Here is a 16857-nt window from a genome sequence, read left to right on the forward strand (position 1 = left end):
CGGCACCACCGCAGAGCATTTCGCAAAGATTGGCTATAAGAACCACAAGCATTCAGTCAACAACCCGTACGCGCAGTTCCAGGAGTCCTACACACTTGACGACATCCTGGCGTCGCGGATGATCTACGACCCGCTGACCAAGCTGCAGTGTTCGCCGACCTCCGACGGGTCAGGCGCGGCGATCCTGGCCTCCGAGGCGTTCGTCGACAAGCATGGCCTGGCCGGCCAGGCGGTGGAGATTGTCGGACAGGCCATGACCACCGACTTCGCCAGCAGCTTCGACGGCACCTGCAAAGGCCTGATCGGCTACGACATGAACGTGCAAGCCGCCCAACGGGTTTATGACCAGTCTGGTCTGGGGCCCGCAGACTTCCAGGTGATCGAGTTACACGACTGCTTCTCGGCCAACGAGCTGCTGCTCTACGAAGCGCTGGGCCTGTGCGCCGAGGGCGAAGCGGGCAAGCTGATCGACAACGGCGACACCACCTACGGCGGACGGTGGGTGGTCAACCCGTCCGGCGGGCTGATCTCCAAAGGTCACCCGCTGGGGGCCACCGGCTTGGCGCAGTGCGCCGAGCTGAACTGGCAGCTGCGGGGCGCCGCCGACAAGCGGCAAGTCGACAACGTGACCGCGGCACTGCAGCACAACATCGGGCTGGGCGGCGCCGCCGTCATCACCGCGTATCAGCGGGCCGAACGCTAAACAGAACCACCGACCTAGGAGGAACCACCGTGGGACACATCGAAGCCACCCGAGAACTGTCGGCCAGCCCCGAAGCGTTGTGGGCGACGGTCAGCGACCTCGCCAACTGGGACAAGTGGTTCACCGTGCACGAGAAGTGGCTGGAGGAACCACCCGCCACGCTCAGCGAAGGGTCGAAGCTGACCGCCAAGATCGTGATGCTGGGGATGGCCAACAAGATCGAGTGGACGATCGAATCGGTGGACGCCCCGCGCAGCCTGGTGCTTGGCGGCACCGGAATGGCCGGCGTCAAGGCGCAGTTCACCTTCACCATCGACCCGGCGGACAGCGGCTCCAAATTCACTGTTCTCGGGGATTTCGAGGGTGCGCTGATCAAGGGTGCGCTGGGCAAGGCAGTGGAGAAGGACGGCGTCAGGCAACTCGACAAGACGCTCGACCAGCTCGACGCGCTCGCCTCGGCAGGGATTTCTGAGGCCTAAGCATGGCGACTGAGCAGATGGAGTTCGACGACACCGGGCTGAACCGCTGGACCGACGACGAGCGGTTCGAGGTCACCAGGGAGCGACTCGCGGAGTACGCGGCGGCCACCAACGACCCCATCGAGGCGCACCGCAGCGGGGACGTTGCGCCGCCGGTGTTCGCGATCGTCCCCGTTTTCGAGGCATTGCTCATGCCGGCTGTCGACGTGATGCCGATCGAGGCGATCCCCCGAGTCGTGCACGGGGAGCAAGACTTCCACTTCCACCGGCCGATTCGCCCGGGAGACAAACTGGTCTCGCGCGGCAAGATGATCGGATACCAGGGACTGGAGAAAGGCACCCGCGCCGCGATCGTGCTCGAATGCCGCACCGAGGACGGTGAGCTGCTCAACGAGCAGTACGTCACCACGTTCGTGCGGGGCTTCAATGTCGGCAAGGCGGTCGGCGAACTGAGCCCCGACCACAAGTTCGATGAGAAGCTCCGGGAGCGGGCGCCGGTAGCCAAGGTCGTGCAGCACATCGACAGCGACCAGACCTTCCGCTATGCACCTGCCGCCGGCGATCCGATGCCGATCCATCTTGATGAGGAGGTGGCCAAAGACGCCGGGCTGCCCGGAATCATCGCCCACGGGCTGTGCACCATGGCGTTCACCTCGTGGGCGGTGCTCAACGAGCTCGCCGGCTCGGATGTCAACCGGCTCAAGCGGTTCGCGGTCCGCTTCTCCAAACCGGTGCTGCCCGGCGACGACTTGGAAACCCGGATCTGGGCTGTCAGCAGTGCCAACGGAACCAGCAGCTACGCGTTCGAAACGGCCCGCGGCGATGATTTCGTGATCACCGATGGGCTAGCGGTAATAGCCGACTGACAACCTGACTTACCAGAGGAGTCCTATCAATGGGTGCATTAGAGGGCCGGGTCGCGGTGATCACCGGCGCAGGCCGTGGCATCGGGCGTGAACACGCACTGCTGTTCGCGAGGGAAGGGGCCAAGGCCATCGTCAACGACCTCGGTGGCGACAACGCCGGCAACGGCGCCGACAGCGGGCCGGCGCGCGACGTGGTGGAAGAGATCGTGACCGCCGGCGGCACCGCCGTCGCCAGCACCGAGAACGTTGCGACCTGGAGCGGCGCGGAAAGCGTTGTGCTACAAGCTATCGCCGAGTTCGGCCGACTCGACGTCTTGGTCAACAATGCCGGCATCCTGCGGGATTCGTTCATCGCCGGCATGGAGGAATCGCATTGGGACGCGGTGATCGCCGTGCATTTGAAAGGCCACTTCGCGATGCTGCGGCACGCCGCCGCCTACTGGAAGGCGCAGTCAAAAGCCGGTGATCAACCCAACGCCGCGGTGATCAACACCGCATCGGGCTCCGGGGTGACACTGCCGAATGCCGGCCAAGCCAACTACGGTTCGGCCAAAGCCGGAATCGCGGCGATGACGCTTATCGCCGCCGAGGAACTCGAGCGCTACGGCGTTCGGGTGAACGCGATCGCCCCGATCGCCCGCACCCGGCTCACCCTGGCCACCCCCGGCATGGGTTCGCTGATGGCCGAACCGGACGAGGGCGAGCTCGACCTATTCAGTCCGGCGAACATCTCCCCGCTGGTGGCCTACTTGGCGACGGAGAAGTGCCCGATCACCGGCAAGGTGTACGCGGTTCAGGGCGGGGCGATTTCGGCGCTTTCCGGTTGGCACGACGTCGAAACCATCGAGACTGATGGTCGGTGGCTGATCGACGACATCGCTCGCCGCCTACCGCAATAACAACCGGGCTCAGGAGCAGATGATGTTCGAATGGTCTGACACCGACCTGATCATGCGCGACGCGGTGCGGGGGTTCATCGAGAAGGAGATCCGGCCACAGCTGGACGCATTGGAAACCGGTGAGCTTTCGCCGTACCCGATTGCGCGCAAGCTGTTCAGTGAATTCGGCCTGGACGTGCTGGCCGCCGAAGCGGTCAAGACGATGCTGGACAAGGAGCGCGCCGGCGCAGGTGAGTCCGAGAAGCGGTCATCAGCAGGGTTGGGAAATCTGGGTGCGCAGGCGTCGATGGCCGCGGTGCTGGTATCCGAACTCGCCGGGGTGAGCATTGGATTGCTCAGCATAATCGGTGTCAGCCTCGGCCTGGGTGCGACGACGATCATGAGTCGCGGCACGCTCGCCCAAAAGGAGCGCTGGCTACCGGAACTGATGACGCTGGAAAAGATTGCGGCGTGGGCGATCACCGAGCCAGACTCCGGCTCGGATGCCTTTGGCGGGATGAAGACCACCGTGCGGCGCTCCGGCGACGAAGATGGGGCCTACCTGCTCAACGGACAGAAGACGTTCATCACCAACGGCCCGTATGCCGATGTCCTGATTGTCTACGCCAAACTCGACCAAGGACTGGCCGAAGGCCCCGGGGACCGGCGCAACCGACCGGTGTTGCCGTTCGTACTCGATGCCGGCATGCCGGGGCTGACTCAGGGTAAGCCGTTCAAGAAGATGGGCATGATGTCATCGCCGACCGGCGAATTGTTCTTCGACAATGTCCGGCTGACACCTGACCGGCTGCTCGGCGAGACCGAGCAGCACACCGGCGGGGACGGTCGGGAAAGCGCGCGGGCGAACTTCGCGGCCGAACGACTCGGCGTCGCGCTGATGGCGTTGGGGATCATCAACGAATGTCACCGGCGCTGCGTCGACTACGCCAAAACCCGCACCCTGTGGGGCCAGAACATCGGTCAATTCCAGCTCATTCAGCTCAAGCTGGCCAAGATGGAAGTTGCCCGGATCAACGTGCAGAACATGGTGTTTCAAACGCTGGAGAAGATGCAGGCCGGCCGGGTGCCCTCGCTGGCCGAGGCGTCGGCGATCAAGCTGTACTCGTCCGAGGCCGCCACCGACGTCGCGATGGAGGCCGTGCAACTTTTCGGCGGTAACGGCTACATGGCCGAGTATCGGGTCGAACAGCTGGCCCGCGACGCGAAGTCGTTGATGATCTACGCCGGCAGCAACGAGGTCCAGGTAACCCACATCGCCAAGGGCCTGCTCACCGGATGAACACCGCAAGGCGTTCAAAGGCTCTGTGGCGCAGATCGATCGCCGCGTTCGACCGGTTGAGCTATGTTCCGATCACGCGGCTGACTTTCAACATCATGCTCAACGTGTTGGTGTCGCAACGGTGGCTATTCGCCGGGGTGCGCCCGGCGGCGGACTATCTGATTGCCCGCACCGCCCCGGTGGTTCCCGGCGTTCGGGTTGAGCCGGTCTCCACACCGGTGCGAGGGGAGTGGGTGTGGGCCCCGGAGGCTGACGACGGCGTCGGGGCGATCCTGGTGCTGCACGGCAGCGGCTACCTGATCTGCTCGTCGCGCACACATCGCGGGTTCGCGTCGCATCTGTCTAAATACTCCGGCATGCCGACATTCGCCATCGATTACCGGCTGGCACCCGAGCATCCTTTTCCAGCAGCCGAAGACGATGCGTTCGCCGCATATCGTTGGCTGCTTGCGCAGGGCCACGATCCGGCGAAACTTGTCGTCGCCGGGGACTCGGCCGGTGGGCACTTGGCGGTTGCGCTTGCCTTGCGGCTGCGCAGCGAAGGGCTGCCCGCCCCGGCAGCGCTTGCGCTGTTCGGCCCGCTGATCGATCCGGCATACCGGGCGTGCATTGCCGACGTGCGCACCCGGCAACAGCCGCTCGATCCGCGAGCGGCTGCGCGCGCAGTCGCGCTGTACGTGGGTGCCCATGATGCCGCAGACCCGCGGCTGTGTCTGCTGAATGCCGATCTGGCCGGTCTGCCGCCGATCCAGGTGCATTACGGTACAAGGGAAGTCATGCGTGCCGACGCTGAGGCGTTCGCCGCTCAAGTGGTCGCGTCGGGTGGTCGCTGTGAAAAGCAGGTGTGGCCGGGTCTGATGCATGGCTATTGGCTCTGGCCGCGTGACCAAGGACGGACCAGTCTCGAGACGGCCGGATTGTTTCTTCGTGCCGCGGTTGCCGAAGCCGACACCGCGTCGTGAACACTTCGCTACCCATGCTCGCCAAGGCGGCGGATCGGCTCGTCGCAGCCGGCGTGTTGTTCCGCCGCGGGATGGTCGACCCGGTACGCCCCGACCAGGCATTGCGCGCGTTCCGGGCTATGCGGCGCTACGGCGCGTTCGGCGGGCTCACCGCCTACACCGCAGCTCGTTACGGTGACGCACCGGCTATTACCGACGAAGACGGCACAATCACTTTCCGTCAGCTCGACGAGACATCCAACGCCTTGGCGCGCGGCTTAGCAGCCAAGGGAATTCAAGCCGGCGGGGTGATCGCGGTACTACACCGCAATCACCGGATCATCATGGTGACGCTGAGTGCGGCGAACAAACTCGGCGCTAGGACGGTGCTGATGAACACCGGCTTCGCCGGCCCGCAGCTGACGGATGTGTCTGCGCGGGAACACGTCAGCTGCATTCTTGCCGACGACGAATACGCTGACCTGCTCGACGTGCTGCCGGAAGCAACGGTGCGGATTACCGGTAGCCAATTGCGCGAGCTGATCGAAAGCCAGCCCAAGGCGTCGCTACCTGCTCCGTCCCGGCCGGGCGGCATGGTGTTGTTGACCAGTGGAACCACCGGAATCCCAAAAGGAGCGCCGCGCAACCGGATTGACCCACTGCAGTCGGCGCAACTGCTCGACCGAATCGCCTGGCCACGCGATGGCGCCTACTGCGTCCCGGCGCCGCTGTTCCACGCCACCGGCCTGGCGACGTGTGCGCTGGGCTTCGCGCTGGGCAACCAAGTTGTGCTGGCGCGGCGATTCGATCCCGAATCCACTCTCGCAGCTGTCGCGAAGCATCGCGCCGGCGCTCTGATCCTCGTCCCGACCATGCTACAGCGTATCCTCGACCTGGGCCCCAAGACGCTCGCCCAATACGACACCTCTTCGCTGACAGTCGTTTTCGCCGCCGGCTCGTCGCTGTCTCCGGACTTGTGCCGCCGTACCGCCGAGGCGTTCGGCGACGTGCTGTACAACCTGTACGGCTCGACTGAGGTGGCGGCTGCCGCCGTCGCGACGCCGCAAGAACTTCGTGCCGCGCCGGGCACCGTCGGCCGCCCGCCCGTCGGTTGCCGGCTGGCCTGCTATGACGAACATCGCCGCAAGATCACCGAACCCGGGCGGGTGGGCACCCTGTTCGTGTCGAGCGGCCTGAGCTTTTCCGGGTACACCGATGGCCGGAACAAGGAAATCGTCGACGGGCTGTTGTCCACCGGCGACACCGGGCATTTCGACGAGACCGGGCTGTGGTTCGTCGATGGCCGCGATGACGACATGATTGTCTCCGGAGGCGAGAACGTCTTCCCGCTCGAGGTTGAGAATCTGCTCGATGACCATCCCGGCATCGTTGAGACTGCGGTGGTCGGTGTCGACGACGCCGACTTCGGAAAGCGGCTCGCCGCTTACGTTGTCAGCCGGTCAGATGCCAACCTGGACGCCGACGACATCAAGGCTTACGTGCGATCCCACCTGGCTCGCCACAAGATTCCTCGCGACGTGGTCTTCGTGCAGGAGTTGCCGCGCAACGAAACCGGCAAGCTGCTGCGAAATCGGCTGGTCGACAGGTAGCACACGTTAAGGAGGTACCAGGTCAGCATGAAGACAGCGCTGAGAGGTCGGGTCGTTGCAATCACCGGTGGCGCGCGCGGGATCGGGCTGGCCACCGCACAGGCGTTCACCGCCGCCGGGGCCAAGGTAGCGATCGGAGATCTCGACGCCGATCTTGCCAAGCAAGTCGCGGCCGGCATTTCAGGCGACATGGTCGCGTTGCCGCTCGATGTCACCTCGCCGCAATCTTTCGCCACGTTCCTCGACGACGCGGAGCGTGTTCTCGGACCGCTCGACATCTTGGTGAACAACGCGGGTGTGATGCTCACCGGCGAGTTCCTCGCCGAATCCCGGGCCGTTGAAGACAGGATGGTCGACATCAACCTGCGTGGCGTGATTCTGGGTTGCAAATTGGCGGCGGAACGGTTCATACAACGCAGCGGCGGAAACATCATCAATATTGCGTCGGTGGGGGGCATCGGCGGTTTTCCGGGCGTTGCCACCTACTGTGCCACCAAGTTCGGTGTGGTGGGCCTGACCTACGCGCTGCGCGAGGAGCTGCGCCCGCACAACATCCACGTCTGCGCGATCCTTCCGGGCGTCGTGCATACCGAATTGTCCGCCGGCCTCCAGCTTTCTAAAGCGGTGGAGAACTTTATTTCGGTCGAGCCCGAAGATATTGCCGCGGCTGTGATCATGGCCGCGCGGACCCACCGCGCCATGTCCTATGTGCCGCGCAGGCTTCGGCTGGTGTTCCGGACGGCGCTATCGATGCCGGAACGCCCGCGCCGGTTCCTGACCAGAGTCACCCGGGCCGAGCAGGCGTTCCTCGCGATGGATCAAGCCACCCGGGATGCCTATCACGCCCGGGCCACCGCGGGCGGAGACAGCTAGGGCGTAGGCGTACAGCGCCGCGCTACTGCGCGACAATCCAAATCGCTTGTGCGGCAGGACTTCCCAGGTCGACCGTGGTGGGTGTGCCGTCAGCGGATTCGACCGCGATGGAGATCATTCCGGCGAATTCGCGCCGGGTCAGCACCCGCAGCCGCGAATCGAGGCTGAGCCCGATGCTGTCGAAATAGCGCAGCATCTCGGGGTCTTTATCGGATATCCGCGCTACCGTGCCGGCGTCGCCGTCGGCGCATGACCACAGCTGGCGAGCCGGTGGCGTGGGCACTTGCCCGTCGGAGCCGGGGATCGGGTCACCGTGCGGATCGCGCTGAGGGAAGCCCAGCTTGGCGTCGATGCGCGCCACCAGCCGGTCGGACACCGCGTGCTCGAGCACCTCGGCCTCGTCGTGCACTTCGTCCCAGCTGTAACCGAGCTCCTTGACCAGGAAGGCTTCCAGCAGTCGGTGGCGGCGCACCATCGCCAGCGCCGCCCGGCGCCCCGACTTGGTCAGGGTGACCGCGCCGTACTTCTCGTGGTCGACCAGACCCTGCTCGGCGAGTTTGCGGATGGATTCCGAGGCGGTGCTGGCGGACACCCAGAGCTTCTCGGCCAGCATCTTGGTGCTGACCTTCTCCCGCGACCACTCCTGGGCATTCCAGATGACTTTCAGATAGTCCTGGGCAACCGTGGTGAGCTCGTTGGGCTCCTCAATGGGGGGGTCAGGGCGCACAACGGAAGTTTAAGCAATCCTCACCTGATCTGGGGCTCTCGCACGACCAGCCGCTACCTTGCGCCGTAGGCTAACTGTTGTGCAACGGTGGCGCGGCCAGGACGAGATACCCACGGACTGGGGCAGATGCGTGCTCACCATCGGGGTGTTCGACGGTCTGCACCGCGGGCACGCCGAGCTGATCGAGCACGCGGTGAAATCGGGTCGCGCCCGGGGCGTGCCCACCGTGCTGATGACGTTCGACCCGCACCCGATGGAAGTGGTCTTCCCCGGCAGTCACCCCGCTCAGTTGACGACGCTGACCCGGCGTGCCGAGCTGGCCGAGGAGTTCGGCATCGATGTGTTTCTGGTAATGCCGTTCACCACGAATTTCATGAAGCTCACGCCAGAGCGATACGTCCACGAATTGCTCGTCGAAGACCTGCACGTAGTGGAAGTCGTGGTGGGTGAGAACTTCACCTTCGGCAAAAAGGCTGCCGGTACCGTCGACACGCTGCGCCGCGCCGGCGAGCGATTCGGGTTCGCAGTGGAATCGATGTCACTGGTTTCTGAGCATCACGACACCGAAACCGTGACGTTCTCGTCGACCTATATCCGGTCCTGTGTCGACGCTGGAGACGTGGTTGCCGCCGCCGAAGCGCTGGGCCGTCCACACCGCGTAGAAGGCGTGGTGGTCCGCGGCGACGGACGCGGCACCGAGATGGGTTTCCCCACCGCCAACGTGGCGCCGCCGATGTACTCCGCCATCCCGGCGGACGGCGTCTACGCCGCCTGGTTCACCGTTCTCGGGCACGGGCCGGTGACCGGCACGGTGGTGCCGGGCGAGCGCTACCAGGCCGCGGTGTCGGTGGGCACTAATCCGACCTTCTCGGGGCGCACCCGCACCGTCGAGGCGTTTGTGCTCGACACCGCCGCTGACTTGTACGGACAGCATGTGGCGCTGGACTTCGTCGCGCGGATCCGCGGGCAGAAGAAGTTCGGATCGGTGAAGGATCTCATCGCCGCGATGGGCACCGACACCGAGCGTGCCCGCTCCCTGTTATCTGCCGGTTAACCTGCAAGTTTCCGGTCGATCGGGCGCCCACTGTTAGACTCCCTGGCGACACGGCGCGTGCTGCAGTTCGCGGCGGCCGCAGCCTGGATCACGTGGCGATCGCCAGCGCGGCAAAGCCGGGCGCAGCGGGTCGTCACGGGAATCACCGGATCGCGGACCGATTGATGGAGATATTTCGTGGCACTGACTGCCGAGCAAAAAAAGGAAATCCTGGGCTCTTACGGCCTGCATCAGACCGACACTGGATCCCCTGAGGCGCAGGTCGCCCTGCTGACCAGGCGGATCGCCGACCTGACCGAGCACCTCAAGCTGCACAAGCACGACCACCACTCACGCCGCGGTCTGCTGCTGCTGGTGGGACGCCGGCGCCGGCTGCTGAAGTACGTCGCGCAGATCGACGTGGAGCGCTACCGCTCACTGATTGACCGGTTGGGTCTGCGTCGCTGACGCTCCCGCAGGAGTAGGAATCGCCAGGTCGGCGTGTAGAGTAAGGACGTTCTGGGCCGGATCGGCCCGAGCAGGTGCGGCGCGCGCGATCCGCGCGCACCGTCCCAGCGAGTCACAAGGGGACCTGCATCGCGCGGTCTTCGGTAGTGGCTGCCGGGCTCCCGAATCGGAGCAGGTCGGCAGCTTCGATCGACGGCCGTAGCTGCATCCAGGCTCTGGAAACCTCCGGGTTGAGCGTGATCACGCGAAACAGCTGAATAAATCCAGAGAGGCCGCACGGACACTTATGTCTGTAGCTGAAATTGACCAAGGCGTGTTCGAGTCGACCGCCGTCATCGACAACGGGAGCTTCGGCACCCGCACCATTCGTTTTGAGACCGGTCGGTTGGCTCAGCAAGCCGCCGGCGCCGTCGCCGCCTACCTTGACGACGAGACCATGCTGCTGTCGGCGACCACCGCCAGCAAGAACCCCAAAGAACAATTGGACTTCTTTCCGCTGACCGTCGACGTCGAGGAGCGGATGTACGCCGCGGGCCGCATCCCCGGCTCGTTCTTCCGTCGCGAGGGCCGGCCTTCTACCGACGCGATCCTGACCTGCCGGCTCATCGACCGCCCGCTGCGCCCGTCGTTCGTCGGCGGCCTGCGCAACGAGATCCAGGTCGTGGTGACGATCCTGAGCCTGGACCCCAACGAGCTCTACGACGTGGTGGCCATCAACGCCGCATCCGCTTCCACCCAGCTGGCCGGCCTGCCGTTCTCCGGCCCGGTCGGCGGTGTGCGGGTGTCGCTGATCGATGGCACCTGGGTGGCATTCCCGACGGTCGAGCAGGCCGAACGGGCGGTGTTCGACATGGTGGTGGCCGGACGGGTGGTGTCCGGTAGCGGCGAGAACGCCGACGTGGCCATCATGATGGTCGAGGCCGAGGCCACCCAGAACGTCATCGAGCTGGTCGCGGGCGGCGCCCAGGCGCCGACGGAAGCCGTTGTGGCACAAGGCCTGGAGGCCGCCAAGCCGTTCATCGCGGCGCTGTGTACCGCACAGCAGGAGCTGGCCGACGCAGCCGCGAAACCGACCGGTGAATACCCGGTGTTTCCCGACTACGGCGACGACGTGTACTACTCGGTGTCCTCGGTGGCCACCGAGGAGCTGTCTGCCGCGCTGACCATCTCCGGTAAGAACGAGCGCAACGACCGCACCGACGAGATCAAGGCCGAGGTGCTCGCACGGCTGGCCGACACCTACGTCGGCCGGGAGAAGGAGGTCGGTGCGGCATTCCGCGCGCTGACCAAGAAGCTTGTGCGACAGCGCATCCTGAGCGACCACTTCCGCATCGACGGCCGCGGCGTCACCGACATCCGCGCGTTGTCGGCAGAGGTCGCGGTGGTCCCGCGGGCGCACGGCAGTGCGCTGTTCGAGCGCGGTGAGACGCAGATCCTGGGTGTGACGACCCTCGACATGGTCAAGATGGCCCAGCAGATCGACTCGCTGGGGCCGGAGACCTCCAAGCGGTACATGCACCACTACAACTTCCCGCCGTTCTCCACCGGGGAAACCGGTCGGGTCGGCTCGCCTAAGCGGCGCGAGATCGGTCACGGCGCGCTGGCCGAACGGGCGCTGTTGCCGGTGCTGCCCCCCGTCGACGAGTTCCCCTACGCCATCCGTCAGGTCTCGGAAGCGTTGAGCTCCAACGGTTCCACCTCGATGGGCTCGGTGTGCGCCTCGACGCTGTCGCTGCTGAACGCCGGGGTTCCGCTCAAGGCGCCGGTCGCCGGCATCGCGATGGGTCTGGTGTCTGACGACGTCGAGGTCGAAGGCGGAGGCACCGAGCGCCGTTTCGTCACCCTGACCGACATCCTGGGCGCCGAAGACGCATTCGGCGACATGGACTTCAAGTGCGCCGGCACCAAGGACTTCGTCACCGCGCTGCAGTTGGACACCAAACTCGACGGGATCCCGTCGCAGGTGCTGGCCGGTGCGCTCGAGCAGGCCAAAGACGCCCGGCTGACCATCTTGGAGGTGATGGCCGAGGCCATCGACGCTCCCGACGAGATGAGCCCGTACGCGCCGCGGGTCACCACGATCAAGGTGCCGATCGACAAGATCGGCGAGGTCATCGGCCCCAAGGGCAAGATCATCAACGCCATCACCGAAGAAACCGGCGCGCAGATCTCCATCGAGGACGACGGCACCGTGTTCGTCGGTGCCACCGACGGACCTTCGGCGCAGGCCGCGATCGACAAGATCAACGCGATCGCCAACCCACAGCTGCCCAAGACCGGCGAGCGATTCCTCGGAACGGTGGTCAAGACCACCGACTTCGGTGCGTTCGTGTCGCTGCTCCCGGGCCGCGACGGGCTGGTGCACATCTCCAAGCTCGGCAGGGGCAAGCGCATCGCGAAGGTCGAGGACGTTGTCAACGTCGGCGACAAGTTGCGCGTGGAAATCGCCGACATCGACAAGCGCGGCAAGATCTCGCTGGTGCTCGTCGCCGAGGAAGCCGGAGAATCCGGCGACGGTAACGCAGCAAGTCCCGCCCCGGAGACCGCGCCCGCCGATGCCGCGACGGCCAGCAGTTAGCCCGGGGACGCAGCCGCTGCGACGCGGCAGGCACAGCGCCGAGCCGTCTTCCGCGTTCCGCCGCACCACCCTGCCCGGGGGGTTGCGTGTCGTCACCGAATACCTGCCCGGGGTGCACTCTGCGTCGGTCGGGGTGTGGGTGGGCGTCGGATCGCGCGACGAGGGCGTGACCGTGGCCGGTGCCGCGCACTTCCTGGAGCATCTGCTGTTCAAGTCCACCCCGACGCGCACAGCTGTCGACATCGCGCAGGCGGTGGATGCGGTTGGCGGTGAGCTGAATGCGTTCACCGCCAAGGAGCACACCTGCTACTACGCGCATGTGCTCGACAGCGATTTGGAGTTGGGCGTCGACCTGGTCGCTGACGTGGTGCTCAACGGACGCTGCGCCACCGACGACGTCGAGCTCGAGCGCGACGTCGTGCTCGAGGAGATCGCGATGCGCGACGACGATCCCGAGGACGTACTGGGCGACATGTTCCTGGCGGCCCTCTTCGGTGACCATCCGGTGGGCCGTCCGGTAATCGGGAGCGCGCAGTCGGTGTCGGCGATGACGCGCGCTCAACTGCATTCGTTTCACATGCGGCGCTACACACCCGAGCGGATGGTCATCGCGGTGGCCGGCAATGTCGATCACGACGACGTGGTGGCGATGGTCCGCGAGCACTTCGGGCCGCGCTTGGTCAGGGGTCGGGGGCCGGTGCCGCCACGCAAGGGCACCGGGCGGATCACCGGTCGTCCGCAATTGACGTTGGCCAATCGCAATGCCGAGCAGACCCACGTCTGTCTGGGGGTGCGCACGCCTGGCCGGCATTGGAAGCATCGGTGGGCGCTGGCGGTGCTCAACACCGCACTCGGCGGTGGCTTGAGTTCGCGTCTGTTCCAACAGGTTCGGGAATCCCGCGGGCTAGCGTACTCGGTCTACTCGTCGGTGGACATGTTCTCCGACAGCGGTGCGTTGTCGGTCTACGCCGCGTGCCTGCCGGAGCGTTTCGCCGAAGTTGCGCGGGTGACCACCGAGGTGCTCGAGGCGGTGGCACGCGATGGCATCACCGAAGCGGAATGCCGGATCGCCAAGGGTTCGCTGCGCGGCGGGCTGGTGCTCGGCCTGGAGGACTCGAATTCACGGATGAACCGCATCGGCCGTAGCGAACTCAACTACGCTGAGCATCGAAGTATCGACCGCACGCTGCAGGAGCTCGACGAGGTCACCGTGGACGAGGTTAATGCGGCGGCCCACCGAGTGCTGGGCAAGCCATACGGCGTGGCCGTTCTTGGTCCGCATCAATCGAAAAAGTCGCTACCCCAACAGCTTCGAGCGATCGCAAGGTAGGGCCATGGTACTGGGGTTCTGGGATCTCGACGTGCCAATCGTTGGAGCGCCGATGTCGGGTGGCCCTGGTACCCCGGCGCTGGCAGCGGCGGTGTCCAACGCCGGCGGCCTTGGTTTTTTGGCCAGCGGTTATGTGAGTGCGGAACGTCTCGCCGACGACATCGCGGCCGCGCGCGCCGCGACCACCGGCCCACTGGGCGTCAATCTGTTTGTGCCGCAGCCCAGCGTCGCCGACGTCTACGCGCTGGACCACTACGCGGAGGCGCTCGACGAGATTGCCGAACACTACGAAGTCGAGATTGGTTACCCCCGGTTTGGTGACGACGACGGCTGGCAGCAAAAACTTGAGGTGGTGGCCGATCTGCGGCCGGAGATGGTGTCGTTCACCTTCGGTGCGCCGTCACCGGACGTGATGCGGTGGTTCGGCGCCCTGGGAATTCTGCTTTTCAACACCGTGACGTCGGCCTACGAGGCCGGAGTGGCCCTCGCTGCCGGTGCCGATGGTCTGGTCGTCCAGGGGCCCGATGCCGGCGGTCACCGCGGTACCTTCGCGCCGGACATGGACCCCGGTAGAGAGTCGTTGCACGAGTTGCTTGCCCGGATCCGTAGCGCCCACGATGTCCCGCTGATCGCAGCAGGCGGGCTCGGCACCCCCGAAGACGTCGCCGCCGTCATGAACAGGGGAGCAGTCGCCGCCCAAATTGGCACCGCACTACTGCTCAGCGACGAGGCGGGCACCAACGCTGCACATCGCTCCGCGCTGCAGCATCCAGAGTTCGTCAAAACCATTGTCACGCGGGCATTTTCGGGTCGGTATGCGCGTGGTTTGGAGAACGACTTCACCCGGTTGCTCGACGAAGTGGCGCCGCTGGGTTATCCCGAGGTCAACCAGATGACCTCACCGATCCGCAGGGCCTCGGTCGCGTTGGAGGACCCGCACGGCACCAACCTATGGGCGGGAACGGCTTACCGGACCGCGCGCACCGGGTCGGCAAAGGACATCATCAACACCCTCGGCGACGTGTAAGGCAGCGGTCATGGGCGCCGGTCCTTCTCATCGCTTCGCTCGGCATCGTCGTCGGCGCACTTACACCTGGGGCTTGCGCTGTGCCCACGGCTTAGCGACTTCCAGTTGGCTGGCCACTCGGAGCAGGACGTCTTCGCGTCCATAGGCGGCCACCAACTGCACCCCGACCGGCAGCCCGCCATCGGTCCACACAACCGGCACGTTGATCGCGGGCTGCCCACTCATGTTGTACGGCGGGGTGAATGGAATGAACTGCCCTGAGCGTTCCATGCCGTCCATCGGGTGATCGGGGTTGTTGACAATGGTGCCCAGCGGCAGCGGAAGCTCGGCCACCGTCGGTGTGAGCAACAGATCCCAGCCATCGGCCCACCAGGTCTGCAGCGCGCGGCGGAACTGGGTGGTGGCCGATAGCGCAAGCGCATAGTCGATGGCGCTGAGGTGCGCGCCGTAGTCGGCCTGTATGCGGTTCATGGGTTCGAACTCGTCCTCGGCGAGGGGGCGTCCGAGCTGTTCTTCGAACCGCCGCAGGCTGACACCCATGTTGGTGCTCCACATGGCCCCGAACCGGGAGATGACCGTCGCGTCCTCGAGCGCTGCGGGCCATGCTTGTTCGACCGTATGGCCAAACGACTCCAGCAATGTGGCGACTGACCGTGCGGCCGCGGTGCACTCGGGTGCGACGGCGCCTCCTTGCGGATGGTGGTCGAGCAGGCCGATGCCTAACCGGCCCGGGTCGGCGCCAACCTCGTCGACATACGGGCGCAAAGGAGCAGGCGCGATCACCGTGTCGCCGATCGCGGGTCCCCGAACAGCGTCGAGCAGCGCGGCCGTGTCGCGCACCGTACGGCTCACGCAAAGCTCCACTGACAGCGCTGTTTCGTCGCGGATCGGGCCAAGCGAGATCCTGCCCTGGCTCGGCTTCAGGCCGACCAGGCCGCAACACGAGGCGGGAATCCGGATCGAGCCGCCGCCGTCGCTGGCGTGCGCGAACGGGACCATGCCGCTGGCGACGGCGGCCGCTGCGCCACCGCTCGATCCGCCGGGCGAACGACTGGTGTCCCACGGGTTGTGGGTCGCGCCCCAGGCGAGCGGTTCGGTGGTCGGCACGCTGCCGAGTTCGGGACTGTTGGTGCGCCCGGCGATCACCAAACCGGCGCGGCGGTACCGGCTGACCAACGTGGTGTCGGCGTCCGAGATCACCTTCGCGTTTTTGAGCGCGACGTTGCCGTTGCTGATGCGCTGACCGGCATAGCCGGCGAACAGGTCCTTGATCAGGAACGGCACGCCGCGGAACGGCCCGTCGGGCAGCTCGGCGCGGGCTGTGTCGCGGGCATGATCGAACCACCGGATTACCACGGCGTTGAGGACGGGGTCGATGCGCTCGATGCGCTCGATGGCCGCTTCGAGCAACTCGAGCGGCGTCACCTCACCTTTTCTCACCAAGGCGGCTTGGTCGACCGCATCCATCCAGCGGGTGTCATCGGCGAGTGAACTCACGCGGTCTGTGTAGCACAGCGGCTGATAGTCCTGCTCCTCACCGGGCCGTACCGGCCCGCATCGTCGCAGGACGTTAGGCCAGCACGTCCGCGGGTTCGGTGAACGGCAGCTCCAGGTCGGCGGCCACACGCTGAGACAGCAGCGCTCCGTCGTGCGTCGAAAGCCCTTTGGCGAGTGCAGGGTTCGACCGGCAGGCCGCTTTCCAGCCGTGGTCGGCGAGTTCGATCACATAGGGCATGGTGGCGTTGGTCAACGCGAACGTCGACGTTTTTGGCACCGAAGCCGGCATGTTCGCCACGCAGTAGAACAGCGTGTCGTATACGGCGAACGTCGGGTCGTCATGGGTCGTCGGATGTGAGTCTTCGAAGCAGCCGCCTTGGTCGATCGCGATGTCGACCAGCACCGCGCCTGGCTTCATACGCGCGACAACAGAATTGGATACCAACTTGGGCGCCTTGGCGCCCGGCAACAGCACCGCGCCGATGACCAGGTCGGCGTCTTTTACGGCTTGCTCGAGTTCTAGGGCGGTCGAGTAGCGGGTCTGCAC

16 protein-coding genes are annotated in these 16857 nt (G+C 65.6%); 13 read left to right on the forward strand and 3 right to left on the reverse strand.

What is annotated here, in order from left to right; genetic code table 11:
- The 8 genes from WAN71_RS13775 to WAN71_RS13810 all read left to right on the forward strand — a co-directional run.
- A partial coding sequence (locus tag WAN71_RS13775; protein ID WP_422225867.1) for a thiolase C-terminal domain-containing protein occupies window positions 1-703 on the forward strand: 703 nt, incomplete at its 5' end.
- A gap of 29 nt (window positions 704-732) precedes the next feature.
- Complete coding sequence (locus WAN71_RS13780) at window positions 733-1182, forward strand: type II toxin-antitoxin system Rv0910 family toxin (RefSeq protein ID WP_422225868.1); 450 nt, start codon at window positions 733-735, stop codon at window positions 1180-1182.
- Between the two features lie 2 nt (window positions 1183-1184).
- Window positions 1185-2048, forward strand: a complete 864-nt coding sequence (locus WAN71_RS13785; protein WP_422225869.1) for a MaoC/PaaZ C-terminal domain-containing protein — start codon at window positions 1185-1187, stop codon at window positions 2046-2048.
- Window positions 2049-2077: 29 nt separating this feature from the next.
- Window positions 2078-2947 carry an SDR family oxidoreductase gene (locus WAN71_RS13790; RefSeq protein ID WP_422225870.1) on the forward strand — a complete coding sequence of 290 codons (870 nt, stop codon included), beginning with the start codon at window positions 2078-2080 and terminating at the stop codon, window positions 2945-2947.
- A 22-nt stretch (window positions 2948-2969) separates the two neighbouring features.
- Window positions 2970-4226, forward strand: a complete 1257-nt coding sequence (locus tag WAN71_RS13795; RefSeq protein WP_422225871.1) for an acyl-CoA dehydrogenase family protein — start codon at window positions 2970-2972, stop codon at window positions 4224-4226.
- Window positions 4223-5188: an alpha/beta hydrolase gene (locus tag WAN71_RS13800; protein ID WP_422225872.1), complete on the forward strand. Its 966-nt coding sequence runs from the start codon at window positions 4223-4225 to the stop codon at window positions 5186-5188. The genes WAN71_RS13795 and WAN71_RS13800 overlap by 4 nt, the downstream gene beginning before the upstream one ends.
- A gap of 14 nt (window positions 5189-5202) precedes the next feature.
- Window positions 5203-6777 carry an acyl-CoA synthetase gene (locus WAN71_RS13805; protein ID WP_422225881.1) on the forward strand — a complete coding sequence of 525 codons (1575 nt, stop codon included), beginning with the start codon at window positions 5203-5205 and terminating at the stop codon, window positions 6775-6777.
- A gap of 27 nt (window positions 6778-6804) precedes the next feature.
- Entirely contained in the window at window positions 6805-7650 is an 846-nt protein-coding gene (locus WAN71_RS13810) for an SDR family oxidoreductase (protein WP_422225873.1), read from the forward strand.
- Between the two features lie 22 nt (window positions 7651-7672).
- Here WAN71_RS13810 and mntR read toward each other — a convergent pair whose 3' ends face one another.
- A complete protein-coding gene (gene mntR, locus WAN71_RS13815; protein WP_422225882.1) occupies window positions 7673-8359 on the reverse strand; it encodes a manganese-binding transcriptional regulator MntR in 687 nt (228 codons plus the stop codon).
- A gap of 97 nt (window positions 8360-8456) precedes the next feature.
- Here mntR and WAN71_RS13820 point away from each other — a divergent pair, with 97 nt between their 5' ends.
- The 5 genes from WAN71_RS13820 to WAN71_RS13840 all read left to right on the forward strand — a co-directional run bounded on the left by WAN71_RS13820 (window position 8457) and on the right by WAN71_RS13840 (window position 14813).
- On the forward strand, window positions 8457-9431 hold the full coding sequence (locus tag WAN71_RS13820; RefSeq protein ID WP_422225874.1) for a bifunctional riboflavin kinase/FAD synthetase: 975 nt from the start codon (window positions 8457-8459) through the stop codon (window positions 9429-9431).
- A gap of 177 nt (window positions 9432-9608) precedes the next feature.
- Window positions 9609-9878: a 30S ribosomal protein S15 gene (gene rpsO, locus WAN71_RS13825; RefSeq protein ID WP_422225875.1), complete on the forward strand. Its 270-nt coding sequence runs from the start codon at window positions 9609-9611 to the stop codon at window positions 9876-9878.
- 286 nt (window positions 9879-10164) lie between these two features.
- Window positions 10165-12456 carry a polyribonucleotide nucleotidyltransferase gene (locus tag WAN71_RS13830; protein WP_422225876.1) on the forward strand — a complete coding sequence of 764 codons (2292 nt, stop codon included), beginning with the start codon at window positions 10165-10167 and terminating at the stop codon, window positions 12454-12456.
- The gene (locus tag WAN71_RS13835) at window positions 12434-13786 is read left to right on the forward strand and encodes a M16 family metallopeptidase (RefSeq protein WP_422225877.1); all 1353 of its coding nucleotides are present in this window, start codon (window positions 12434-12436) and stop codon (window positions 13784-13786) included. Before WAN71_RS13830 ends, WAN71_RS13835 begins: the two co-directional genes overlap by 23 nt.
- Before the next feature lie 4 nt (window positions 13787-13790).
- On the forward strand, window positions 13791-14813 hold the full coding sequence (locus WAN71_RS13840; RefSeq protein ID WP_422225878.1) for a nitronate monooxygenase: 1023 nt from the start codon (window positions 13791-13793) through the stop codon (window positions 14811-14813).
- A gap of 60 nt (window positions 14814-14873) precedes the next feature.
- Here WAN71_RS13840 and WAN71_RS13845 read toward each other — a convergent pair whose 3' ends face one another.
- Window positions 14874-16310 (reverse strand): amidase, encoded by a 1437-nt coding sequence (locus tag WAN71_RS13845; protein WP_422225879.1) that lies wholly within the window; start codon window positions 16308-16310, stop codon window positions 14874-14876.
- 73 nt (window positions 16311-16383) lie between these two features.
- On the reverse strand, window positions 16384-16857 hold a 474-nt coding region (locus tag WAN71_RS13850), incomplete at its 5' end, for an alanine dehydrogenase (RefSeq protein WP_422225880.1).

Origin of the sequence: Mycobacterium sp. (genome assembly GCF_049280035.1) — a bacterium.
GTDB lineage: Bacteria > Actinomycetota > Actinomycetes > Mycobacteriales > Mycobacteriaceae > Mycobacterium.

Bases quoted from the DNA above. Each gene is read 5' to 3' on its own strand.
- WAN71_RS13835 (WP_422225877.1), top strand. From the start codon at position 12,434: ATGCCGCGACGGCCAGCAGTTAGCCCGGGGACGCAGCCGCTGCGACGC.
- WAN71_RS13830 (WP_422225876.1), top strand. From the start codon at position 10,165: ATGTCTGTAGCTGAAATTGACCAAGGCGTGTTCGAGTCGACCGCCGTC.
- WAN71_RS13785 (WP_422225869.1), top strand. From the start codon at position 1,185: ATGGCGACTGAGCAGATGGAGTTCGACGACACCGGGCTGAACCGCTGG.
- WAN71_RS13800 (WP_422225872.1), top strand. From the start codon at position 4,223: ATGAACACCGCAAGGCGTTCAAAGGCTCTGTGGCGCAGATCGATCGCC.
- WAN71_RS13795 (WP_422225871.1), top strand. From the start codon at position 2,970: ATGTTCGAATGGTCTGACACCGACCTGATCATGCGCGACGCGGTGCGG.
- WAN71_RS13840 (WP_422225878.1), top strand. From the start codon at position 13,791: ATGGTACTGGGGTTCTGGGATCTCGACGTGCCAATCGTTGGAGCGCCG.
- WAN71_RS13810 (WP_422225873.1), top strand. From the start codon at position 6,805: ATGAAGACAGCGCTGAGAGGTCGGGTCGTTGCAATCACCGGTGGCGCG.
- WAN71_RS13790 (WP_422225870.1), top strand. From the start codon at position 2,078: ATGGGTGCATTAGAGGGCCGGGTCGCGGTGATCACCGGCGCAGGCCGT.
- WAN71_RS13805 (WP_422225881.1), top strand. From the start codon at position 5,203: ATGCTCGCCAAGGCGGCGGATCGGCTCGTCGCAGCCGGCGTGTTGTTC.